At 37.6% G+C, this 22,912-nt stretch carries 20 protein-coding genes and 1 tRNA gene; 7 read left to right on the top strand and 14 right to left on the bottom strand.

All coding sequences use genetic code 11. From position 1 onward, the window contains the following. Positions 1-84 precede the first annotated feature (84 nt). From NOX80_RS02185 to NOX80_RS02175, 3 genes are all read left to right on the top strand, one after another. Positions 85-2,856, top strand: a complete 2,772-nt coding sequence (locus tag NOX80_RS02185) for a 2-oxoglutarate dehydrogenase E1 component (RefSeq protein WP_256551703.1) — start codon at positions 85-87, stop codon at positions 2,854-2,856. 54 nt (positions 2,857-2,910) lie between these two features. Beyond that, the gene (gene odhB, locus NOX80_RS02180; RefSeq protein WP_256551702.1) at positions 2,911-4,131 is read left to right on the top strand and encodes a 2-oxoglutarate dehydrogenase complex dihydrolipoyllysine-residue succinyltransferase; all 1,221 of its coding nucleotides are present in this window, start codon (positions 2,911-2,913) and stop codon (positions 4,129-4,131) included. A 160-nt stretch (positions 4,132-4,291) separates the two neighbouring features. After that, positions 4,292-5,509, top strand: coding sequence for a TCR/Tet family MFS transporter (locus NOX80_RS02175; protein WP_256551701.1), 1,218 nt, complete (start codon positions 4,292-4,294; stop codon positions 5,507-5,509). Positions 5,510-5,584: 75 nt separating this feature from the next. Here the strand turns inward: NOX80_RS02175 and NOX80_RS02170 are convergent, their stop codons facing one another. The 3 genes from NOX80_RS02170 to NOX80_RS02160 all read right to left on the bottom strand — a co-directional run bounded on the left by NOX80_RS02170 (position 5,585) and on the right by NOX80_RS02160 (position 8,742). Continuing rightward, a complete protein-coding gene (locus tag NOX80_RS02170) occupies positions 5,585-6,391 on the bottom strand; it encodes a hypothetical protein (protein ID WP_256551700.1) in 807 nt (268 codons plus the stop codon). Positions 6,392-6,656: 265 nt separating this feature from the next. Beyond that, positions 6,657-8,240, bottom strand: a complete 1,584-nt coding sequence (locus NOX80_RS02165) for a T9SS type A sorting domain-containing protein (RefSeq protein ID WP_256551699.1) — start codon at positions 8,238-8,240, stop codon at positions 6,657-6,659. 61 nt (positions 8,241-8,301) lie between these two features. Beyond that, on the bottom strand, positions 8,302-8,742 hold the full coding sequence (locus tag NOX80_RS02160; protein ID WP_256551698.1) for a retropepsin-like aspartic protease: 441 nt from the start codon (positions 8,740-8,742) through the stop codon (positions 8,302-8,304). 67 nt (positions 8,743-8,809) lie between these two features. Here NOX80_RS02160 and NOX80_RS02155 point away from each other — a divergent pair, with 67 nt between their 5' ends. The 4 genes from NOX80_RS02155 to NOX80_RS02140 all read left to right on the top strand — a co-directional run bounded on the left by NOX80_RS02155 (position 8,810) and on the right by NOX80_RS02140 (position 11,945). Then, entirely contained in the window at positions 8,810-9,577 is a 768-nt protein-coding gene (locus NOX80_RS02155; RefSeq protein WP_256551697.1) for a TatD family hydrolase, read from the top strand. 63 nt (positions 9,578-9,640) lie between these two features. Then, positions 9,641-10,774: a 1-acyl-sn-glycerol-3-phosphate acyltransferase gene (locus NOX80_RS02150; RefSeq protein ID WP_256551696.1), complete on the top strand. Its 1,134-nt coding sequence runs from the start codon at positions 9,641-9,643 to the stop codon at positions 10,772-10,774. After that, positions 10,767-11,795, top strand: a complete 1,029-nt coding sequence (locus NOX80_RS02145) for an asparaginase (RefSeq protein ID WP_256551695.1) — start codon at positions 10,767-10,769, stop codon at positions 11,793-11,795. The genes NOX80_RS02150 and NOX80_RS02145 overlap by 8 nt, the downstream gene beginning before the upstream one ends. A gap of 62 nt (positions 11,796-11,857) precedes the next feature. Further along, a tRNA-Ser gene (locus NOX80_RS02140) sits at positions 11,858-11,945 on the top strand. A 496-nt stretch (positions 11,946-12,441) separates the two neighbouring features. Here the strand turns inward: NOX80_RS02140 and NOX80_RS02135 are convergent. The 11 genes from NOX80_RS02135 to NOX80_RS02085 all read right to left on the bottom strand — a co-directional run bounded on the left by NOX80_RS02135 (position 12,442) and on the right by NOX80_RS02085 (position 22,910). Beyond that, positions 12,442-14,130, bottom strand: coding sequence for a GEVED domain-containing protein (locus NOX80_RS02135; protein WP_256551694.1), 1,689 nt, complete (start codon positions 14,128-14,130; stop codon positions 12,442-12,444). 764 nt (positions 14,131-14,894) lie between these two features. Next, complete coding sequence (locus tag NOX80_RS02130) at positions 14,895-15,059, bottom strand: hypothetical protein (RefSeq protein ID WP_168732830.1); 165 nt, start codon at positions 15,057-15,059, stop codon at positions 14,895-14,897. A gap of 4 nt (positions 15,060-15,063) precedes the next feature. Next, the gene (locus NOX80_RS02125; protein ID WP_256551693.1) at positions 15,064-16,416 is read right to left on the bottom strand and encodes a c-type cytochrome; all 1,353 of its coding nucleotides are present in this window, start codon (positions 16,414-16,416) and stop codon (positions 15,064-15,066) included. Then, positions 16,409-17,875: a c-type cytochrome gene (locus NOX80_RS02120; RefSeq protein WP_256551692.1), complete on the bottom strand. Its 1,467-nt coding sequence runs from the start codon at positions 17,873-17,875 to the stop codon at positions 16,409-16,411. Before NOX80_RS02120 ends, NOX80_RS02125 begins: the two co-directional genes overlap by 8 nt. A 379-nt stretch (positions 17,876-18,254) precedes the next feature. Continuing rightward, positions 18,255-18,422, bottom strand: coding sequence for a hypothetical protein (locus tag NOX80_RS02115; RefSeq protein WP_256551691.1), 168 nt, complete (start codon positions 18,420-18,422; stop codon positions 18,255-18,257). Between the two features lie 148 nt (positions 18,423-18,570). Then, a complete protein-coding gene (locus tag NOX80_RS02110; protein ID WP_256551690.1) occupies positions 18,571-18,903 on the bottom strand; it encodes a YHS domain-containing protein in 333 nt (110 codons plus the stop codon). A gap of 18 nt (positions 18,904-18,921) precedes the next feature. Then, complete coding sequence (locus NOX80_RS02105) at positions 18,922-19,785, bottom strand: helix-turn-helix domain-containing protein (protein ID WP_256551689.1); 864 nt, start codon at positions 19,783-19,785, stop codon at positions 18,922-18,924. 38 nt (positions 19,786-19,823) lie between these two features. Then, entirely contained in the window at positions 19,824-20,201 is a 378-nt protein-coding gene (locus tag NOX80_RS02100; RefSeq protein ID WP_256551688.1) for a hypothetical protein, read from the bottom strand. A gap of 4 nt (positions 20,202-20,205) precedes the next feature. Continuing rightward, a complete protein-coding gene (locus NOX80_RS02095; RefSeq protein WP_256551687.1) occupies positions 20,206-20,811 on the bottom strand; it encodes an SCO family protein in 606 nt (201 codons plus the stop codon). 159 nt (positions 20,812-20,970) lie between these two features. Further along, positions 20,971-21,990, bottom strand: a complete 1,020-nt coding sequence (locus tag NOX80_RS02090; protein WP_256551686.1) for a cytochrome-c peroxidase — start codon at positions 21,988-21,990, stop codon at positions 20,971-20,973. A 53-nt stretch (positions 21,991-22,043) separates the two neighbouring features. Next, on the bottom strand, positions 22,044-22,910 hold the full coding sequence (locus tag NOX80_RS02085; RefSeq protein WP_256551685.1) for an MbnP family protein: 867 nt from the start codon (positions 22,908-22,910) through the stop codon (positions 22,044-22,046). Between the last annotated feature and the right edge of the window lie 2 nt (positions 22,911-22,912).

Raw genomic sequence — 22,912 nt, 5'->3', positions numbered from 1 at the left:
AAGTATGAAAAACATTGAAAGATTATTACAATTGTCGTACTTTTGCGAAAAATTTTCTAACAAAAAAGGTCTTTAGACAAAGTTATGGATAGGTTTTCCTTTTTAAACGCGGCACACACTGCATTTTTTGCAGATTTATACGATCAATATTTACAGAATCCAGATAGCGTTGAACCAAGTTGGAGGAGCTTCTTCCAGGGGTTTGATTTTGCTAGTGAATATAGCGAAAGCCCGGTAGAGCAATTATCGGCTATGGCAAACGGACAAACGGATTGTTCTGCAGTTTCCGATAAATTACAAAAAGAATTTAACGTTTTAAAACTGATTGAAGGATATCGTACAAGAGGGCATTTGTTTACCAAAACAAATCCGGTTCGTGACAGAAGAATCTTTACACCGTCATTAGCAATTGAAAACTTCGGATTAACAACAGCAGATCTGAATACGGTTTTTGACGCGGCAAGAGTGGTAAACTTAAACCCATGTACACTTCAGGATATCTTAAATCACCTGAATAAAGTGTATTGTGAATCAATCGGAGTGGAGTACATGTATATCCGTGACCCGAAAATCATCGAGTGGATTCAGAAAAGACTGGATATCAATGATAATCACCCAAGTTTTAATGCCGATCAGAAAAAACGTATCCTTAAAAAATTAAATGAAGCGGTTTCTTTTGAAAATTTCCTTCATACAAAATATGTTGGACAAAAACGTTTCTCTCTGGAAGGATGTGAATCAGCAATCCCGGCTTTAGATGCCTTAATTGAAACAGCAGCTGAAAAAGGTGTTGAGCAGTTTGTAATGGGAATGGCACACCGCGGACGTTTAAATGTTTTAGCAAATGTTTTCGGAAAAGCAACTCAGGATATTTTCTCTGAATTTGACGGAAAAGATTATGATGATGATGCCTTGTTTGACGGTGACGTAAAATACCACTTAGGATTAACAGCCAACAGAACGACACAGACCGGAAAAAATATTAATATCAACCTGGCACCAAACCCGTCTCACCTGGAAACAGTAGGTGCGGTAATCGAAGGAATCGCCAGAGCAAAACAAGACCGATATTTCCCGAATGATACGGCGAAAGTATTGCCGATCGCTGTTCACGGTGACGCAGCTGTGGCCGGACAGGGAATTGTATACGAAATTGTTCAGATGGCAAAACTGGACGGTTATAAAACCAACGGAACGATTCACTTAGTGATCAATAACCAGGTTGGATTTACAACGAACTATTTAGATGCGCGTTCGTCTACCTATTGTACGGATATTGCAAAAGTAACCTTGTCGCCGGTATTACATGTTAATGCGGATGATGCGGAAGCTGTAGTACACGCAATGTTATTTGCATTGGATTACCGAATGGAATTCGGATCGGATGTATTTATCGACCTTTTAGGATACAGAAAATACGGTCATAACGAAGGTGATGAACCTCGTTTTACGCAGCCGCAATTATATAAGATCATCTCAAAACATAAAAATGCAAGAGATATCTATGCAGAGAAATTAAAAGCAGAAAATGTAATCGACAATAACTATGTGGGTACATTGGAAGCCGAATATAAAGCGGGATTAGAAGAGAATTTAGAAGCTTCCCGTAAAAAAGATTTAACAATCATCACCCCGTTCATGCAAGACGAATGGAAAGGATTCGAACAAGTGAGTGATGATGTGATGTTGCAGAAATTTGAAACCAAAGTAGACAAATCAGTGTTGACTGATATTGCTAAAGTGGTGACAGAATTGCCATCCGACAAAAAATTTATCAGTAAGATTCAAAAACTGATAAACGACAGAAAAACGATGTTCTTCGAAACCGATAAGTTAGACTGGGCAATGGGTGAAATGTTAGCCTACGGTTCCTTGTTAACAGAAGGATACGATGTGCGTATTTCAGGTCAGGACGTAGAAAGAGGAACGTTCTCGCACCGTCATGCCGTTGTAAAAGTAGAAGATTCGGAAGAAGAAGTGGTATTATTAAACCAGCTGAAAGATCAGAAAGGTAAATTCTATATCTATAACTCATTATTGTCAGAATACGGAGTAGTTGGTTTTGATTACGGATACGCTTTGGCTAGCCCGAATACATTGACAATCTGGGAAGCACAGTTCGGAGATTTCTCGAACGGAGCACAAATCATGATTGATCAGTATATTTCTGCTGCGGAAGATAAATGGAATAACCAAAACGGTTTGGTAATGTTATTGCCGCACGGATATGAAAACCAGGGAGCAGAACACTCTTCGGCTCGTATGGAGCGTTATTTACAATTGTGTGCGAAACATAATATGTATGTAGCGGATTGTACTACACCTGCTAACTTCTTCCACTTGTTACGCCGACAAATGGTGACGAAATTCCGTAAACCGTTAATCGTATTTACACCGAAGAGTTTATTGCGTCATCCGTTAGCGGTTTCTTCAGTTGAGGAATTTACAACCGGAAACTTCCAGGAAGTAATCGATGATGTAACGGTAAATCCTAATGAAGTAAAATCAGTAGTATTCTGTACCGGTAAATTCTATTATGATTTATTAGCGGAAAGAGAAGAAAAAGGAAGAAACGATGTAGCCTTAGTACGAATCGAACAATTGTTCCCGTTACCGGTAGAGCAAATAAAAGCGGTATTGGCAAAATACCCGAATGCAGATGATTTTGTTTGGGCTCAGGAAGAACCGAAAAACATGGGAGCTTACGGATATATGCTAATGAATTTCAATGAAGTGAAATTGCGTCTGGCTTCACCGAAAGCGTATAGCGCACCGGCTGCCGGAAGTTATACCCGTTCTAAAAAACGTCATGCTAATGCAATTGCAATGGTTTTTGACAAAAATTTATTCAATTAAATTGTACATTTGAGACACAGTAAAAATAACAACACCTTATAAAATTATATACCGATGATTTTAGAAATGAAAGTCCCTTCACCGGGGGAATCAATCACAGAAGTTGAAATTGCAACGTGGTTGGTAAAAGACGGAGATTATGTAGAAAAAGATCAAGCTATTGCAGAGGTTGACTCCGATAAGGCAACCCTTGAATTACCGGCGGAAGCAAGTGGTATCATTACCCTTAAAGCTGAAGAAGGTGATGCGGTAGCAGTAGGTCAGGTAGTTTGTTTAATCGATACAGGTGCAGCAAAACCGGAAGGTGGCGCAGCAGCACCGGCTAAAGAAGAAAAAGCGGTTGAGGCTCCTAAAGCTGAAGCTCCTAAAGCAGCGCCGGCACCGGCAGCTACTACTTATGCAACAGGTACACCATCACCTGCTGCCCGAAAAATTCTTGATGAGAAAAACATTCAGTCTACAGAAATCGTTGGTACTGGAAAAGGTGGAAGAATTACAAAAGAAGATGCTGTAAATGCAGTTCCTTCAATGGGTACGCCTACAGGAGGAAACAGAGGTTCTGAAAGAACTAAATTATCTATGTTACGTCGTAAAGTTGCAGAAAGATTAGTGTCTGCGAAAAACGAAACAGCAATGTTGACTACGTTCAACGAAGTGGATATGAGTGCAATTTACGCGTTACGTGAAGAATATAAAGAGGCATTTAAAGCAAAACACGGATTAGGTTTAGGTTTTATGTCATTCTTTACTAAAGCGGTTACAAGAGCATTGCAATTATATCCGGATGTAAACTCAATGATCGACGGACAAGAAAAAGTTTCGTATGATTTCTGTGATATCTCCGTAGCTGTTTCCGGTCCTAAAGGATTAATGGTACCGGTAGTGCGTAATGCAGAATTATTGTCTTTCAGAGGTGTTGAGGCAGAAATTAAGCGTTTAGCGATACGTGCTCGTGACGGACAAATCACGGTTGACGAGATGACAGGCGGTACATTTACAATCTCTAACGGAGGTGTATTCGGAAGTATGTTGTCGACACCAATCATCAATCCGCCGCAATCCGGTATTTTAGGAATGCATAATGTGGTAGAGCGTGCTGTAGTGAAAAACGGTCAGATCGTTATCGCTCCGGTAATGTTTGTAGCTTTATCATACGATCATAGAATTATTGACGGCCGTGAATCAGTAGGATTCCTTGTGGCTGTAAAAGAAGCGTTGGAAAACCCAATGGAAATCTTAATGGATAACAATCCTAAAAAAGCATTAGAGCTATAATAAGATCTTTCAATATGATAAAAAAAACCACGCTATTAGCGTGGTTTTTTTATGCTTTTCAAACAGGCGCTATAAAAAAGTTAAAGTAACCTTTAAAAGAAAAATGAATAACAGAAGCAAAAAAGAATATTTTTGTGACGGATTAGTAAGAAAAAAATAGATGAAACAGAAACAAAAATCGGCAGCGATTGGTTTTATATTTATAACCATGCTTATCGATATTACCGGTTGGGGAATTATTATTCCGGTTATCCCTAAACTGATCGAAGAGTTAATACACGGAGATGTCAGTGTGGCATCCAAATACGGCGGATGGTTGACATTTGCCTATGCCTTTACCCAATTTATTTTCGCTCCGGTAATCGGAAACCTAAGCGATAAATACGGGAGGAGACCCATTATATTAGTATCCTTATTAGGATTTGCATTAGATTATTTGCTGTTGTCGTTTGCGCCAACCATCACCTGGTTGTTTATAGGGCGTATTTTAGCCGGTATTACCGGTGCCAGTATAACAACGGCTTCCGCTTATATTGCTGATATCAGCACGAGTGAAGACCGGGCTAAAAACTTCGGAATGATCGGTGCTGCTTTCGGTTTAGGTTTTATAATCGGACCGGTAATAGGAGGCGTTTTAGGACAATACGGAGCGCGTGTTCCGTTTTATGCAGCAGCAGTTTTATGTGCGATAAACTTTTTGTATGGGATGTTTGTCCTTCCGGAATCATTGGCAAAAGAAAACCGTCGGGCTTTCGACTGGAAAAGAGCTAACCCGGTAGGGTCTTTATTGAATCTGAAAAAATATCCGGCACTAATCGGATTGGTAGTATCGATGACAATTCTTTATATTGCGGCGCATGCCGTACATAGTAACTGGAGTTTCTTTACGATGTATCGTTTCAATTGGGATGAAAAAATGGTTGGAATTTCATTAGGAGCCATTGGATTATTGGTTGGTTTGGTACAGGGAGGTTTAATTCGGTGGATCAATCCGAAATTAGGAAATGAAAAAAGTATCTATGTAGGAATGTTATTATATACGATCGGGATGTTCCTGTTTGCTTTTGCTTATGAAGGTTGGATGATGTTGCTGTTTCTTATTCCGTACTGTTTAGGAGGAATTGCAGGACCGGCTTTACAATCGGTTATAACCAGTCATGTGCCGCCAACAGAACAAGGGGAATTGCAGGGAACCTTAACCAGTTTGATGAGCGTAACATCGATCATCGGTCCGCCGTTAATGACAAATACGTTTTATTTCTTTACACATGATCAGGCGCCGTTCCAGTTTGCCGGAGCCCCTTTTTTACTAGGTGGAGTATTGATGTTAGTTAGTACAATAATATCCTATATGGTTTTCAAGAAAGGTAATTTGTAATACCGGAAACGTTTAAAAAAATAGAAACCTGTCAGAAATCAATCTGACAGGTTTTTTTATGGAATAAATAAAGTTTTAAGTCTCTATTTTTTGAAGCATATTTAATGAGGATTCTAAGCTTAAATTGTGATAATCAGGATTGTAATTGTCCCATATTTTCCAGATGTTATGCTGTTTTTTGATAAAATAAGTTTGTAAATTAACTTTGTTATAGACGTTATTAATCGTTCCGGTAGCATCCCGCCATTCGAGATTCCAAAGTTCCTTAGCTGAAATTACAGCCAGAGAGTCATCTATACGCGTATGCCGAAAATCGAATATTTCAAAATTAGATCGGTTATTGTCGGTATTCAGATGTAAGTTTAATTGCGCGTATTTTTCCAATAATCCGGTAATTCGCTGGGTTAACGGACCGTCTTCAAAAATAAAATCAGATAAACCGCTCAGATTAACTTCCGGAAGTTTAAGCAGGCACTGAAATTCATCTTCACAAAATTGATAGATTAGATGTTCGAAATAAGCCGTATGTTCGGTATGATCGATCGGCTTACCGTGATGGTTGGCTATAAAATTATTTAGCGAGGGGTAACCGATAAATATGGCGAGTTTATCCAGCGTTTTAAGGAATCGTAAATCTAGGTTCTCCTTCGCTGTATAATCATTGGTAAAAATACGATGTAAGGTTGTACTCGAAATAGTGGTGCCTAATTCGTTTTTCCGATTTCCCTGAAGGAATTCTGACCGGGCTAATACATGGGACATGATTTCCGAAAGGATAATGTATTGGGCTCTTTTCCATGTTTTGACACTTGATAAGGTACTGTTAAGAACGGAAGGATGGGTTTGAATGCCTTTTTTAAGTTGTTCAATAATCAGTTTCATTTTTAGTTAGTTAAGATTGGGTTAGATTTTTAGTTTATCATTGGCTTGGTGTCATTAAATGGAATTAATTTAAAAGTTAGTTTTGTATTATGCTTTACAAATTTTAACAATATTTTTGAAATAATAAAAGAATTTAACGGATTTGTTTAAAAGTTTATTATATCTCATGATTGAGATATAATTATAAATAATAAATGCTATTTAGGAGTTAAACAGACGAAAGAGGAGTATAAAAAAAGCCTCCGGATGATGGAGGCTTTCTTGTTTATTCTTTTATGACTTTAAATGTTTTACTTTGATTATTGGCGGTGACTTTAACAAGGTAAATGCCTTTGGATAAACCGGAGAAATCAACATCATATTGATTACTGTTTATTTTTTTGTCTACTACGGTTTGACCTAATAAGTTAGAAATGGTAATTGCTGAAATTGCTTCCTGATTGGAAATCGTTAGATTATTCGAAATCGGATTCGGATAATAAACTAATTTTTTAAAAGTGAAATCGTCATTGTTAAGCACCATCATTGCGGTAACAGCTAATCGATCCGGACTTTCAATCCCGTTAATTGTTTGCGATGCATAATAGGTTGTATTATGTGCCAAAACAGTGCTCATTGGTAATGGCGTTTCGGTAGTAGAAGTTAATCCTGCTGTTCCGGGAGTGGCATACCATTGAATGTTTTGCCCGGTTATCACCAGATTGGCTAAAGTTTGTCCTTGTGTAAATGTCTGAGTTGTTTGCCCAAGCGGTGAGGAAGGTGTTGTCACCGTTATGGTCAGATAAAACGGAGGACAACTCGAATTAGTCGGAATTACCTGAATAGTATGTGTTCCTAAAGCTACATTTTCAAAGATATTACTCAATTGTGCCGGTTCATTGTCGATTAAATACTTGAAATTTCCGGGTCCGGTCGTAGTGATTGTAACGGTTTGGTTGTCGATATCGGCCGAAGCAGTTGGAGCATTTGAATAGGTAATCGCAGTTGTGGCATTAATAGTACATCCGGTGATGATGTTGTGGACAACAACCGAATAAACACCGGCTGTAGTAGTGGTGAATGAACTTCCTGTTGCACCGGCGATAATCACACTGTCTTTATACCATTCAAAAGTATATTGATTAGGAGATAAATACGTGTTAATAATATAAGGTGTGGCCGTACTGGTTGTATTGTCATAACAAATATAACTATTGTATGGAAGATGAATTGATGGACTTGAATGGACAATGATATTGAAAGTAACAACACCGAAGCAGCCGGATGTTAAGTTCGCTACTCGGACATAAATCGTCATTGTATACGGATTAATATTGAGATAGCTCGTAGGTGTAGTGATGGGTTCGGTATTGTTATAAGCACCTTCCGGAGTTTCATGAAAGCTTACAGTGTATTCATTTGGGTTTAAACCATATAAGATCGCATAGTTATTCGATGTTAAATCGAAACTGGTTATTCCGTCGTTATTACTGTCACAAACTTCAATAGCCGGAATGTCAGAATTAAGACCTAATTTCGTATTAAAAGTAATAGCAGCCGACCAGTTACTGAATTCGGTCGGAGAGCAAACTGAGCGGACATATACATTGTAGGAAGTACAAGAAATAAGGTTTGTCGCTATATAAGGATTATAGGTTACAATTGTGCCCGTAGTATTTACTGTCGGAGCTGGTGTTCCTACCGGAGTAATATAAACTTCCCATTCGGTCTGGATGTTACCGATCCAGCCAATTTGAGCGGAATTAGAAGTGACGCCTGTTACGGAAAGCCCGGTTGGAGTCGGACAGGTTCCGAATGCAAACAAGGTGATCAGACAGGTAAGTAATGTGAATACGTAATTTTTTTTCATATGCTTTGATAGTCATTGGTTTGGATGGCTAAAGCTAATGAAAAATCGCGAATGGCGAATACTATTTTTTTAAATAAAGATAATGATTGTAATAATCGATAATTCCTTTGCCTTTTAATAGTACATCAGCGCCTATAATACCGTGAACCGGTTTCGCTTTGTATTGTTTTAAAGCCAGATTGACGTGACTCATGTCGAAAATAACCAATGAAAAATCATCTGTTTTCCAACGGGAAAGTTGTAGCAGATTTCCGTTAGCCATTTGGGTGTGCATACCGGTAGCGCCGGCACCGGCTGCTTTGGTGGGAGAATCTTCAGCAGCAAGAAAAAAACGTTCGATACTTTCAAAACCGATACAACTGTTGGATGCACCGGTATCCAGGATAAAGTTGCCGGAAGCACCGTTGATTTTGGCTTTAATCAATAAATGCTGTGTTTTCGATACTTTGAAAGGGATCTTGGTATAACCGTTGTGTTTTAAAACTTCATGTAAATTTTCCATAAATCAAAAGTAGCTTAAAAATTAAACAACTGTTGTACCTTTGCCGCTTTAAACGAAAAGATTTAGAATGATTTTAACAGATACCCATACGCATTTATACTCAGAAGAGTTTGATCAGGATCGGGATGAGATGATAAGAAGAGCGATTGCAGAAGGAGTGACCCGTTTTTTTGTACCTTCGATAGATTCTTCCTATACTCAGAAAATGTATGCGTTGGAAAAAGCCTATCCGGACAATATTTATCTGATGATCGGATTGCATCCTTGTTATGTAAAAGAAAACTACGAACAGGAACTAGCACATGTAGAAGCTGCTTTGGAACAACGGGAATTTAAAGCCATAGGCGAAATCGGTATCGATTTATATTGGGACAAAACCACATTGGATATCCAGAAAATTGCTTTTCGTCGTCAGATACAGCTGGCAAAAAAATATAAATTACCGATTAATATTCATTGCCGGGAAGCTTTCGATGAAATTTTTGAAGTTTTGGAACTGGAAAAATCAGAAGATTTATTTGGAATTTTCCATTGTTTTAGCGGGACTTATGAGCAAGCTTTGCAAGCGATATCGTATAATATGAAACTGGGAATCGGTGGAGTGGTTACGTTTAAAAACGGAAAAATCGATCAATTTTTAGAACAAATTGATCTGAAACATATTGTATTGGAAACCGATTCGCCTTATTTGGCACCGGTTCCGTATCGGGGAAAACGAAATGAGAGCGGTTATACAAAACTGGTTGCTGAAAAACTGGCCGGATTGTACCAACTTCCAATAGAAGAAATCGCCCGGATTACCACGGAAAACTCGAAAGCAATTTTTGGGATTTAACAAAGAATTTCCCTTCAATTAATAAAATTTTTGTTCATTTGTGGATTGTTAAATTAGTAACTAATGTCAAAATTTGATCATATACGCCAGTTTTATGATTCTGAAGTAAATGAAGCCCTGAAAAGTATCATGCATCACCCTATGATGAAAGCTTTGATGAGCTTTACGTTTCCCGATGTAGATGAAGCGGTATGGATGGAGCAATTGGGAAGAACACATTCTATCAGAGACTTTCAGGTAAATTTTATTTACCAGTCAGTACAACGGGTGTTGGAAAAAAGTTCAGATGGTCTCACCACTTCCGGATTTGAGAAGTTGGAACCGAATACAGCTTATCTTTTTATTTCAAATCACAGGGATATCATTCTGGATACTTCTTTATTGAATGTTAGCCTTTTTGATCACGGACAGATTATGACAGCTTCTGCTATCGGGGATAACCTGGTGCAAAAATCCTTCTTATTGTCACTTTCCAAGTTAAACCGAAACTTTTTGGTACAACGCGGATTGTCGCCTCGGGAACTATTGCAAAGCTCCAAGTTAATGTCGGAGTTTATGTATCATTTGCTAACAAAAGAAAACCGTTCCGTATGGATTGCCCAACGGGAAGGACGTACAAAAGACGGTAATGATGCCACGCATCCCGGCGTTTTGAAAATGTTGGCTATGGCCTGCGAAGGAAAGGATGTAATAGGATTCTTTAAAAGACTGAAAATAGTTCCGGTATCGATATCGTACGAATACGATCCTACCGATGCCCTTAAAATGCCGCAATTAATGGCTGAAGCCAATGATGAGGTATATATCAAAGAGAAAAATGAAGATTTTATCACGTTGATAAGCGGAATTATAGGGCAAAAAAAACGTATTCATATCCATGTTGGTGATATATTGGACAAAGAGCTGGATAAGATCGGAGCCGAATTTGATAACTCCAATAAGCAGATTCAAGCATTGGCGCAAGTAATTGACGATTCGATTCTTTCGACATACAGATTGTGGCCAACAAACTATATTGCTTATGATTTATTACATAAAACCGATCGTTTTTCCAATCAATATACGCAGAAAGAAAAACAACTTTTTGAAAGAAGACTGGAAATGAAACTCGGAGCTGAAGTAAAAACACTTCGGGAAGGATTTTTGGCAATGTATGCCAATCCGGTTATCAATAAAATGAAATACGAAAATGTCTAATCGACCGAACATTCTGTTGATTTATACAGGAGGAACCATCGGTATGGTAAAAGATGCCGAAACAGGTGCCTTAAAAGCGTTTGACTTCGATGAATTGCTATTGCGTATCCCGGAACTGAAACTACTGGATTGCGATATTGCGACGTTCTCGTTTAAAGAACCGATTGATTCGTCCAATATGAACCCGAAAAAATGGGTAGCAATGGCGAATGCAATTGAAAGCAATTATGATCAATTTGACGGATTTGTGGTGTTACACGGCTCCGATACGATGTCGTATTCGGCTTCTGCATTAAGTTTTATGTTAGAAAATCTGGATAAACCCGTTGTTTTTACCGGATCGCAATTACCGATAGGGGATTTAAGAACCGATGCAAAAGAAAATCTGATCACAGCGATACAAATTGCGACACTAAAAAATAAAAATAAACCGCTGGTTACGGAAGTATGTTTGTATTTCGAATATAAATTATACCGCGGTAACCGTACTACTAAGATAAGTGCAGAACATTTTAATGCCTTTACATCGCCTAATTATCCGGCTATAGCGGAATCCGGTGTACATTTAAAGGTAAATGAAGATCTGTTGTTCCATAAAACCGGAAATAAAAAACTAAAAGTCAACACTGCATTCGACGATCATGTGGTAATCGTTAAAATGTTTCCGGGAATTAATGAAAGCGTATTACAAGCCGTATTGCATATTCCGAATTTAAAAGGAGTAGTGCTGGAAACCTATGGTTCCGGAAATGCACCTACGGAAGAATGGTTTATCAGTACGTTAGAAAAAGCCATTGCAAAAGGACTTCATGTGGTCAATGTGACGCAATGTTCCGGTGGAAGTGTCAATATGGACAAATATGAAACCGGACTGGAACTGAAAAAAATAGGCGTGATTTCCGGACGGGATATCACTACAGAAGCAGCAATTGCTAAGTTGATGTACCTGTTAGGGCAACAAGTTTCGCCTTCGGTTTTTAAAACTATATTCGAAACAGCAATACGCGGGGAAATGACATAAATTTTTTTCAAAAAGCATTGAAAAAACAAAATAAAAGTCGTTAATTCGCAGTCTGAAAATTTAGAGAGGTGGCCGAGTGGTCGAAGGCGCACGCCTGGAAAGTGTGTATACTCCAAAAGAGTATCGAGGGTTCGAATCCCTTCCTCTCTGCTGAATAGTGTGACACGCTGTAAATCATTGATTTACAGCGTGTTTTTTTATTGTTCAAATCCTCTCAAACCTTTACAGCCAAGTAGTGACAATTGATTGACTGATAATAAATTAAATATTGTGCTTTTTTATTGCTTTTGTAAATTTAAATCTCACTTTGATTATCAATGCATAGATAAGTTTATGAAAGTAAATAATTCAAAAAAATAAGCCTTTATGATCTTATAAAGGCTTAAAAAATGAACTATAATCTATAGCGATTAACAATGAAATCTTAGTATTTGCATTGTCAAGATTTAGTTAGATGAATATATGTAATGTCCATAAATTACTGTTAAGCATTGAGCTAAATCCCACGCTTCTTCAACTTATTGAGTATCTACAAGTATTACAATCTTCTAAATTCAGACATGAAGTTTCTGAAAAGGTTATCCAAATCAGTTGAAATACGGGTTTATAATCAAAATGAATTGTCACTTTAAAAATCGTGTTTATTTTATTGTTTAATTATTTTAACCACTTCCCGAATTGTTAAGTCTTCATCATACACTAATGCCATGTAAATTCCAGGAGATAGTGATTGTAAGTTCAGTACATTTGTTTGTTCACGCGGAATTTGTATCCGACCATCCAGACTAAGTATCGCAATTGAAACCGGTTTTGATGCTTGTATATTAAGCGTAGATTGTGTCGGATTCGGAAATAAGTGAACCTTTTTTGCGGTTTCGTTTTCTCCTAAAGAAAGATTGGAATCGGCTATCGTAATAGTATAATCTCTGGTTTCACCGGAGCCGAAATGGGTACAGGCATCATTATCTTCAATTGTACTACCGTAGGCACGGGAGCGAAGTCTCATTTTGGTAGTTCCTATTAGAGCGTTAGTACTAACCGTAAAGTTCTTGGTGTTTTGAGAATTCATATTATTTACAAGCTGCGTATACTCATTCGCCTCAAAAATATTATTCCGATTGTAATCAATCCAAAGTCCGATGACAGCTTCTGAAGATGTAAAAGTGTAAAAACTATATTGCTGTCCGCGATTTAATGGGGTTGTGGTATTTCCTGACTGTGGGTATTCATGATAATATATTGTAGGCTCTTCATAAGTAGTATGCAGGAAATTGGTTCCGTTGATTTTTAATTCCACAAAAGAAGGCTCTAAGCCACCACCAAGATTTTCCGTACAGATAGGTTGCTGTTGTGGAATGGCTTCAAATTTTTGTATTCTGTTATTTCCGAAGTCTGTTACATAAAGATCTCCGTTCTGTGCGACAAACAGACCTCTTGGTAAATTCAACTGATTGGCAGCTAAACCGGATCCGTTTCCGCCGGCAATAACCGTACCTTCCGACTGACTTTCTGTCCATTGGCTAATCCGGTTATTTCCGTATTCGGCTATCAGTATTATTCCACCGTTCAACACATAAATACCATTAGGAGTAAACGTTTGGTTATTACCGGAACCATCACCGTTTCCGCCGGCGACCGTTATGGCATCTGTTGCTCCCGAGTGCCATTTCTGGATTCTGTTGTTACTGAAATCGGTTACATAAATAGCATTATCGTTATCGACATAGACAGTTCCGCTTAAATTAGGATTGCCTAATTGGTTCATTCCGGCACCAAAACTTCCTCCGGCTACGACTGATCCTGTAGTATTACCAATTCCCCATTTCAAAATGCGACTGTTCCCGGAATCCGCAATGTAAAAATCATTTCCTTTTAAAAAGAATCCGCCCGGATAGCTCATTTGATTTTCAGCACTACCAACACCATTATCTCCCGCTACAGTTGTTCCTGTAATTGCAGCTGGTAACCATTGCTGAATTCGGGCATTAAAACTATCTAAAATATAAATTGTTCCGTCATTTTTAACCCATACTCCTGTGGGATAGTTTAGCTGATTACTACCATCTCCCGCACCATTTCCTCCGGCTACGGTTATTCCGGTTGTTGCTCCGGGTAACCATTTTTGGATTCTATGATTGGGAGCATCAGCTACATATATATTATTTTGTTCATCTACAAAAACAGAGTAGGGCATCATAAGCTGGTTGGCATCCGAACCGGCTCCGTTTCCGCCGGCTACGGTTATTCCCTGTGTGTTCCATTGTGGTTGGACAGTATTTTGTCCCATTGCCATACTGCTTAAAAACAGCAGTAAAAAAATATAGTTGTTTTTCATTGGTTTTTCTATGTTTGAAAGTAAAATAACGGATTATTGATATGATCATAATCCATAAGGGTTTTCAGGAATACTGTCAGCTTTGCTCTTTCCGTAGAATCGCCAAATAAAAGTTTAAAACCTATTAGAATGAGACTAAAGGGCTGTTTTGCTTGATTTTGGTTTCCTGTTCATTTGAATTTAATATTCTTTATTCCAACGGAATACTGGTAGATAAACTACTTTTCTGAGAGGCGAATCCTGATATTTAGAATTAAATAAAAATGGGAGGTTTTAGCAGTGAACAGCTAATAAGATGCGTATAAAAAGAATTGTCGTAGTTAAAGTGACTTTTCCGATTTTCCGGTTGAGTCCAATAACAGATTTTAAAATATTCGAGTTCTTTGTAAAACAAAATACTGCTTTCCAAAAGCGAGAGCTTTTTTTCCGGTAATTGTTTTTCCTGGCTGTCAGAAGCCTTAGCCAACTCTTGCATTAAGTGACATTTTCCGTTACAATGAACCGCTGGTTTGTTTTTGTTGATACAAAGTTCTGTTACGATATACTGATAATTTACTACGTACTCCAAAACTGGTAAGACCGGCTTTAGCAACATCCAAAAAGCAAATATGACAAGTATTTTTTTCACGAGACAAAAGTAACGCTTCACAAAAGAGTAGAACCTATTTGTTTTCGTGAATAGCATTCTTATAACCGAAAACATATATATTCGGATTGATTTTCTAAATTAGAATAACCCGCCTGAAAACTGGCGGGTATTACTTTTAATACAGTCCCTTAATAAACTGATATTTTTTCTCTTTCGGGTTTTCCTGATTATTAAGCTCTTTGTCTTTAATAATCTGTAATGCCAGCATATTGATCTTTACAAGGTTTATCACCGCGAGAACAATAAATAAGGCGATCATGATTCCAAATACGGCTACCATAGTTTTATTTGTTTAATGTTAAAAGATACGTTGTCAAGTTATTCAAATCCGAATCAGCTATCTGTGGGAATGCCGGCATTTGGGCATAATCCGGGCGTTTTTTTCCGGGTTTACGAATCCAGTTTTTCAATCCGGGAACATTGTCTTTATAAATGGATTGCATTTCTGTTACCGGTGGTCCAACCAGCTTTTCCGTTGGTTTATGACACGCAGCACAGTATTGATTGAATACTTTTTTACCTTTATCGGCTTCCGAAAGTGTTCCATTGGCTTCATTCGTCTGTGCTGTTTTACTCTTTGCGATAGCCTGTTTTTTAATTTCCTGAAATGCTACTGTTTTAATTTTTACCAGTTCCTGGTGTTGTTTTAATGAATTCGCCCGGTATATCTGCCTTCCGGATCCCATAAACAATACGGTTACGGTGAGCAGCAGGGCAATTTTATAAAAATTCCGGCTCATATTTTCCCGGGCTCCGGAAAGCGCTTTCCACATCATCCACATCGCCGGAAGTGCCATCGCAGCTCCGGTGAGAATCACTAAAATCAGGTTCCACCCCATACCTTTGGACGGCAATGTAAGCAATACTAAAGGACCGATCAGAAACTGTGCAATCGAAGCAACCAAAGCCAGAGAATAGCCTTTGCGTTGAATATCGTAACGGGTTAGTCTGCTAAAAATCGTTTCAAAAGGATAGTTCTTTCGACTCATATACCAGAACAGAAATAATCCGGTAACCGACAGTGAAGCAAAAATAAAATGGAAATACCTCGGAAAGACATTAGGTAACAGCAAAGCATCCATAAAGCCTTTTACAACCGCCCATTTTTCGGGGAATAACATCAGATTGATATTGGTTAGAAAGATAAACGGAATAAATAAAAAGATTACCACTGCCAGCGCCAGAATTGAAATATGAACGGCTTTGTTATTTTCCAGGGTTTTCCATGTATATTTATGAAGGTAGGTGAGTAGAAAAGCTATGGTTACCAACGGTATTACCGCAATCCATACCAAACCGGTTAGTGCATTAGCCGAATAAAAGTATACGGTATATAATACATTAATACTCAAAAGCGGTGCAACTCCCAATACTACGGCAATACTTTTATTTACAGTAGTCGTTTTGGCTATTTCGAGAGCCAGAATATCGTACTCTTTGTCTTTTAATCCTTTTATTTCGGACCAAAGTGTCAATAGTGATCCGCCCAACATCAGGTTCACAAAAATAATATGGGCTAAAAATGAAATCACTAATATTATAATCAGCAACCATTCCGGTAGCGGTAAGGGTAATGGGATATCTTTGGGTACCGGTATTGAACCGGATTGCAGGGCTATCAATAAGCTATTATTCATCTGTTGTCTTTTTTTTACTTTTTTTATACTCTAAAACAGCTTTTACAGAATTGGAAGGATTCACAGCAATGCCATCCGTTTGTGCGCCTTCCAGAGATTCTCCTGTTTCCTGGACATATCGGATATATTCGGCTAATGCTTCCGATTCTTGTTGTGTTCCCGGAAATGGCGGCATATAGTTTCTTCCGTTGTGCATGTTGGGAATATAAGTAGCCATTGAATTTATATCCAGCGGCTGACCAACGCCATACATTCTTTCGAAGACATCCACCACACTATTTACACCCTGTGTCGTATGGCAACGGCTACAAGCAATGGTAAATACATTTTTACCCGCTTCAATCTTGTTTTCATCATTGATTTCCGTTACGGTAGTATAAGTAGCATGTTTTAAAACACCATCCTGTTGATAGACCACATAATCGTCTTCCAGCAATAAATTCGAATACATATATTGCCCGATGACATAAGGTTTACGAATAAATTCTCTTACCCGCTCAAAGAATCCCAAAAAGGCAAAGGCAGTAATAACCGGTATGACTACCATATAAGGCTTAATCTTTTTTGTTTTGAACAAACCGATTAAAGCTATAATAACTGTTAATCCGATACCTGCTACAATCATATATTTCAGTAAATCATAATACTGCGCAAAGTCCATTGTTCCAACTGCTGTACTCATATTTTCAGTCATTGCTTCCGGTATCGCCTTATAGTAAATGACAGCACCTATAAGTGTGATCGGGGCCCAAAGCAATATCCATTTTGAAGCTGCCTGAACTACTACTTTTCTTATTTCCGATCCGGATTTGGTAAACAAAGTAGCCAACAACAATCCGAAAATACCTCCCAATAACATAGCTGTAGGGCTTCTGAATAACAATTGCGGCAGATAGATCGGGTTTGTAAAACCATTTATCAGGCTTTTATCGGTATTCCAATTTCCCGGATCCATCATAAATCCAAGAATGGAAACAATTAACGCCATAGTTATCCAGGATGCGATACTCAAAAACCAGCCGAAGCGGATATGTCGCAACTTGGCTTTTAATGAGCTATTACTGTTCTTCCATGTCAAAAAATAGATCATAATGAGAATAACTTCTGTAACGAATACTATCCATTCCGTAAACCATGCCCAGTAAAAAACACGGATTAAACTACCTATCGAAGCCGGGCTTATTAGTGAGGCCGAAAACCATATTCCAACTCCGGTCATCGCTCCAATAGTTGTGGTAATGATAAATGCTACTTTCATCATTTTATAGACCATTTGATCCCATTCCGTTTGGGTTACTTCATGGGCAGCACTTTTCTTTACTCCTTTTTGTTCTAACCATGTTATAAAAGGAATAAAGCCTACAGCAAGACTATGATTAATAATTACATGCAGGGTGGCTATACCGGCGATCAGCATCCGGTTATTAAGCCAGTCCAAATGAAACATTGGGAAATCCATAAATTTTTTTTGCAAAGTTTCGAAGAATACGGCCACGGACATAAAAATAAAAAAGCGGAATATTTAGATAAACGTTCCTTTCTTTTTCATGAAAGCGGACTTTTTTTTCGTTTTTTACACCTTAAAACCCGCGATATAACGTATTTCCATTATTATCGCTAAAAATAGGGTACAAAAAACCCCGATACTTTCGCATCAGGGGCTTTAACTAACCGCTTTCAGGAAGCTTACTAATAATGGGTACTTTTTAACATTACTGCTTCTTTGGAAAATGGCTCTTGTAATTAAAATAAATAACTGTTTTTTGTCAGCAGTTACAGTTATCGTTACTGATCTCCATTCCGGTCGCTACACACGACTGTAACAACGTTTTTAAAGATCAGGCTTTAATTAATTTACGGGTATTTGAATTAGAATCGGTTCCTGTAACATTTACTATATCCGGTTCTTTTTCTGCAATTTTTTTCTTTTGATCCTGATCATGGCATATAGCAACAATCAGTACCGATAAAACCAGAAAAGGAAAAAAATAAAAAATTTTTGGCATTATTTCTTTGCTTTTGCGCTTTGTTTTGACTTCACAAAGATGACTACAAATCAGTAAAAACTTTCAAAATAATCATGCCGGAAGTTTCAATAAACGGAACGCTTTCATTAGATAAAAAGTACTTTTATTTTACTTTTTACACTTTTGGTTATTTATGCTCCAAAACCGTTTTATCGGTAAGGTATGAATCCGGGTTCTTCCGAAATTCATCTTTGCACATTTTAGAACAAAAACCGTATAATTTTCCCTTATAGTGAAGTGTATCACTAACACCATACCGGGTTATATCCATTTTACAAAAAAAATCGATTGTATTATCGTATTTCAGTTTATTAAGCGGATTTTCCGGTTGAATCAGTTGCTTAGAACTATTTAAAGTATTTCCGCCCTCTTTTTCCTGGCAACTGAAAAAGACTGTCAGCGTCAACAATGCCATTGTATTCAGTAGTATTGTTAGAAGTTTGTTATGTTTTATTTTCATGGTGTTTGTTTTTACGATTTATTTCTCAGTTCTTCTGAATTGCTCAGGAGTAACATTAGCCTGCTTTTTAAAGAAAGTCACAAAATAAGATACGTTTTCAAATCCGAGTTTATCGGCTATTTCGTTTATAGTATCCGTAGTATAGAGCAACAATCGCTGTGCTTCCAATACGATTTGCTTCCGGATAAGATCGCCGGCAGTGAGTCCCGTTTCTTCCTTACACATTTTATTCAGGTAATTCGGACTTACATTTAAGATTGCGGCATAGTCGGAAGGTAACTTCTTTTCTTTAAAATTCTGATCGATTAACTTTTGGAAAAGTTGTATCTTCTCTTGTCGGAGTGAATGTTCTTTTGGTGTTCCTAAAGGATTATAGAGTCGCTCCAACTCAAATAATAAAATATTCAGATACGAACGGAGTACCTTGCCCGTTTCCTTTCCTTTGGTTTTAAATTCGCTATCAACAAAAAGTTGTAATGTTTCCCAGCGCGCTATTTGAGTATCATTTAACCTGATATACGGCAATGCTTCCCTTTCTAAAAAAGAAAAGTGATGCAGAATATTGTTATTGTAACGCAGGGAAAAAAAGTCTTCTGTAAAACAAATCAGCTTTCCTTTAGCTGCTTTATTAATGTTTATATTACTGATGCAACGAGGTCTGATTACGATAACCTTTTGCGGTTCCAGCTTAATCTTTTGATTATCAATACAGATATCGCCTTCCGCCTGTTCAACACTGTAGATGGCAAAAAAATCCTGCTTGTGTGGACGTTCCAATAGCGGAAACCGCTCCAGAATACCCGTCAGGTCCTCCATCCAGAAGTTAACAGCATTATCGCCGAATAAACCCATGTTACAAACAGTTAAATATCCGGTTTGCATAATGGTTTCATTTAAATTAAAAAATTTTAAACGGTATTTTAGGCGTTCTGTTTGGGAGGGTGAAATACGGAATAAAGGTATTCTTCCGTAAAGAATTTCGGTCTGTACCGGGGATAATGTATATAATAACCATTATCGGTTACTTTGTTGATTGTAAAATCAAAATCGTTGTAATAAAAGAGTTGAATTTCTTTTTCTTTTATATTAGGAAGCTTTTGTTCTTTTTTGTCATTTTCCCTAAGCTGTTTGGATAGATAACATTTACCATAACAAACCGGAATTTTATCAAACCGGTTGATACATATGTTCTCAGTAATATAGTCCTGATTGATATAAAAAGAAGTTATGATCCAAAAGTTACTCGTACTTTGAAACACAAATAAAATAAGTAAAAAAAAGGTTGTAATCTTTTTCACTGCTTTATTTTTCTTTTAATAATAAGGCTATATCAGCGATTAATCGTTTTGTTTCCTGCGGATTGGTTCCGTCGTAAACACCACGGATATGTCGGTTACGATCGATTAATAGTAACCCGCCGCTATGTACATAGCCTCCCGGTTCTTTGGCATCGGGATAAGCTGTCATAAAGTAGCTTTCGGTTGCCATCTGATAGATGTTTTCCTTATTGCCGGTTACAAAATGCCAGTTACCGGTAATCCCCAGGTTTTCTGAATATGTTTTTAACCGCTTTATAGTATCCTGTTCGGGATCTATCGTATGCGATAAAAAAGCAATATTTGGATTGTTTTGATATTCGTGATAAACAGCAAGCATTTCAACGGTCATTTTAGGACAAATCGTTGGGCAAGACAAGAAAATAAAATCGGTGATATATATTTTACCATCAAATGTTTTATTCGTCACCGTTATACTATCCTGATTAATAAAAGTAAAATCCTTAATCTTCGGATAGAGGGTGTCTTGTCCTTTTACAATCGGATTCCCCAGAAAAGGCAATCTTTGTTGTCGGTTCGTACACGACAATAATACCAGTCCTAACAGTATGCTTCCTACTAATTTTTCCATTGAAAAATGATGATCAAAATATTGTAAATGTAATTTTTAATTTTTGCTAAAATTGCATTGCTTCTTTAAAACAGGGAGATCGGAATTAGGTCTTTTCTAACATACATTTAAAGTGAACCAATGCTGTCTGAGATAAAGTATAGTCATCAGAATTTAATATTAATGATTTGTAAAACTGCCGTCACTTAATGTTTTCATAAAGGAAATTAGATATTCTTTTTCCTGTTCGGTAAGCGGAATTCTTTTGTCATTATTTTTAAATACAGGATCTAAATTATCGGCATCTAAAACGCCATTGTCAAAATAATCCAAAACATCTTTAAGTGTCGCGAATTGTCCAAAACTGCCATAAGGCGCGGTATATTCGACATTACGTAAAGACGGTACCCGAAAGCTCATGTACTCTTGCATATTTCCGGTAACTCTTGCTCTCCCGGCTTCATTAGAATTCGGGTTTACCGGAAATCCTATGTTTCGGAAACTTTGATCGGTAAAGAGTTCTGTACTGTGGCAACCGGAGCACTTCTGCTGAAAAATCAGATAGCCCTGTGTTTCACTTTCTGTAAAAGCAGCTCCTTCATTTCGCATTACTTTGTCGTATTTACTGTTGGCGGAAATCAATGTGTATTCATACTGGGCAATACTTTTGTAAATTCGTTCGGGTGTAATATTTTCATCCCCGAATGCCTTTTGAAAAAGTGTTTTGTATGAAGTGTCATTTTGAATTTTACCAATGACTTCTAAAATAGATGAATCCATTTCTTCATGGGTAATAATGGGAACAATGGGCTGATTTTCTAAACTCAGCTTGCTTCCGTCCCAATTGTAGAATTTCATAAAAGCAAGATTTTGAACTGGTGGTGTATTCCGAAGTCCGATTCTACCATTAATTCCGATTGCCTGTATAGCATTGTCGGCAAAGGCAGATGATTGCTTGTGACAACTTGCGCACGAAATAGTATTGTCTGCACTAAACCGTTTTTCATTAAACAGTTTTTCTCCTAATTCAACTCCGTATTTTGTAGGCTTGTTGGTGTAAAACGAATTATTCAATGCCGGAAAACCAACGGGAATATTTAATGATAGTTCGGGATTATCATATGAAACCGGTTCGTAGTTGTCATTGCTACAAGACACTGACAAGAATAAAAGAGGTAAAATTTTAAAAAAAACTTTCATCTTATATGAAGTATTTAATAGAGCCGCCTGTTTAAGACGGCTCTTTGTATCAATTAGTTTTCTACGGTACTAACAGAGAACATTCCTTTAAGATCGTTTGTTCCGTTTCCGCCTAAATTATCTACAAATTTTACCATCTGAACAGCTGTGTGAATATTAGGTGTAGCATTGTCACCCATTCCTGTTCCGGTTGATAATGTAATCGTATTAGTAGTTCCGCTTAATAGTTTATTAAAGTCGGCTTTTATTTTAATTTTAGGCGACTGATTACCGACAACAGCGTTTACAGGCAGATCCAATGTAATGTTTCTGTAGGCATCAACACCTTGCGTATAATTCCCTTCAGAACCTTCAACAGTGCTTCCGGTGTGAATAGACATTTCTTTATTATCGGCACCATAAAATCCTTCAATTTTGGTAAAGCGATATCCCGTTCCCCATTCCCACATCATTTGAGTGTCGTTGGCACCGGCAGTAGCATAGAAGTTAGGGAAACTTACCTGATTTAATGTATTCAGGTCACTTCGTACTCCCAAACCGAATTTAATTTGTTTGTACTCTCCGGTAGGAATATTACTCATTACATAATTTAATGTTGAAGGATTGGCATGGTTAATAACGGTCGCGCCTTTATCCAAATCGTTTATATTATATGGTACTTCAGTTCCATCTGCTTTTACCAGACGAATGTTACTGATTACATATTTCAGTTCCGAAAAATGGTGAACCTGACCTGCATCAGATGTGTTTACAGTTGCCGTAGAAGATGTCGCTCCTCCTAAAACAATCTCGGTATCCCCAAAGGTGTTTTTGAAAGATAGTGTTACGTTATTGGCTACTGGTGCGGCATCATCACTACTGCACGATACAATTGCTAATGAAATAGCAGATAATAAAAGGTACTTTTTAAGATTTCTCATTT

This window comes from Flavobacterium cerinum, from assembly GCF_024496085.1.
Taxonomy (GTDB): domain Bacteria; phylum Bacteroidota; class Bacteroidia; order Flavobacteriales; family Flavobacteriaceae; genus Flavobacterium; species Flavobacterium cerinum_A.
The sequence above is the reverse complement of the archived record's forward strand: the minus strand, read 5'-3'. Positions and strand labels throughout refer to the sequence as shown.

What these genes read in the sequence shown, in the direction of transcription:
- NOX80_RS02185 (WP_256551703.1), top strand. Translation starts at nt 85, where the DNA reads ATGGATAGGTTTTCCTTTTTAAACGCGGCACACACTGCATTTTTTGCA.
- odhB (WP_256551702.1), top strand. Translation starts at nt 2,911, where the DNA reads ATGATTTTAGAAATGAAAGTCCCTTCACCGGGGGAATCAATCACAGAA.
- NOX80_RS02175 (WP_256551701.1), top strand. Translation starts at nt 4,292, where the DNA reads ATGAAACAGAAACAAAAATCGGCAGCGATTGGTTTTATATTTATAACC.
- NOX80_RS02170 (WP_256551700.1), bottom strand. Translation starts at nt 6,391, where the DNA reads ATGAAACTGATTATTGAACAACTTAAAAAAGGCATTCAAACCCATCCT.
- NOX80_RS02165 (WP_256551699.1), bottom strand. Translation starts at nt 8,240, where the DNA reads ATGAAAAAAAATTACGTATTCACATTACTTACCTGTCTGATCACCTTG.
- NOX80_RS02160 (WP_256551698.1), bottom strand. Translation starts at nt 8,742, where the DNA reads ATGGAAAATTTACATGAAGTTTTAAAACACAACGGTTATACCAAGATC.
- NOX80_RS02155 (WP_256551697.1), top strand. Translation starts at nt 8,810, where the DNA reads ATGATTTTAACAGATACCCATACGCATTTATACTCAGAAGAGTTTGAT.
- NOX80_RS02150 (WP_256551696.1), top strand. Translation starts at nt 9,641, where the DNA reads ATGTCAAAATTTGATCATATACGCCAGTTTTATGATTCTGAAGTAAAT.
- NOX80_RS02145 (WP_256551695.1), top strand. Translation starts at nt 10,767, where the DNA reads ATGTCTAATCGACCGAACATTCTGTTGATTTATACAGGAGGAACCATC.
- NOX80_RS02135 (WP_256551694.1), bottom strand. Translation starts at nt 14,130, where the DNA reads ATGAAAAACAACTATATTTTTTTACTGCTGTTTTTAAGCAGTATGGCA.
- NOX80_RS02130 (WP_168732830.1), bottom strand. Translation starts at nt 15,059, where the DNA reads ATGGTAGCCGTATTTGGAATCATGATCGCCTTATTTATTGTTCTCGCG.
- NOX80_RS02125 (WP_256551693.1), bottom strand. Translation starts at nt 16,416, where the DNA reads ATGAATAATAGCTTATTGATAGCCCTGCAATCCGGTTCAATACCGGTA.
- NOX80_RS02120 (WP_256551692.1), bottom strand. Translation starts at nt 17,875, where the DNA reads ATGGATTTCCCAATGTTTCATTTGGACTGGCTTAATAACCGGATGCTG.
- NOX80_RS02115 (WP_256551691.1), bottom strand. Translation starts at nt 18,422, where the DNA reads ATGCCAAAAATTTTTTATTTTTTTCCTTTTCTGGTTTTATCGGTACTG.
- NOX80_RS02110 (WP_256551690.1), bottom strand. Translation starts at nt 18,903, where the DNA reads ATGAAAATAAAACATAACAAACTTCTAACAATACTACTGAATACAATG.
- NOX80_RS02105 (WP_256551689.1), bottom strand. Translation starts at nt 19,785, where the DNA reads ATGCAAACCGGATATTTAACTGTTTGTAACATGGGTTTATTCGGCGAT.
- NOX80_RS02095 (WP_256551687.1), bottom strand. Translation starts at nt 20,811, where the DNA reads ATGGAAAAATTAGTAGGAAGCATACTGTTAGGACTGGTATTATTGTCG.
- NOX80_RS02090 (WP_256551686.1), bottom strand. Translation starts at nt 21,990, where the DNA reads ATGAAAGTTTTTTTTAAAATTTTACCTCTTTTATTCTTGTCAGTGTCT.
- NOX80_RS02085 (WP_256551685.1), bottom strand. Translation starts at nt 22,910, where the DNA reads ATGAGAAATCTTAAAAAGTACCTTTTATTATCTGCTATTTCATTAGCA.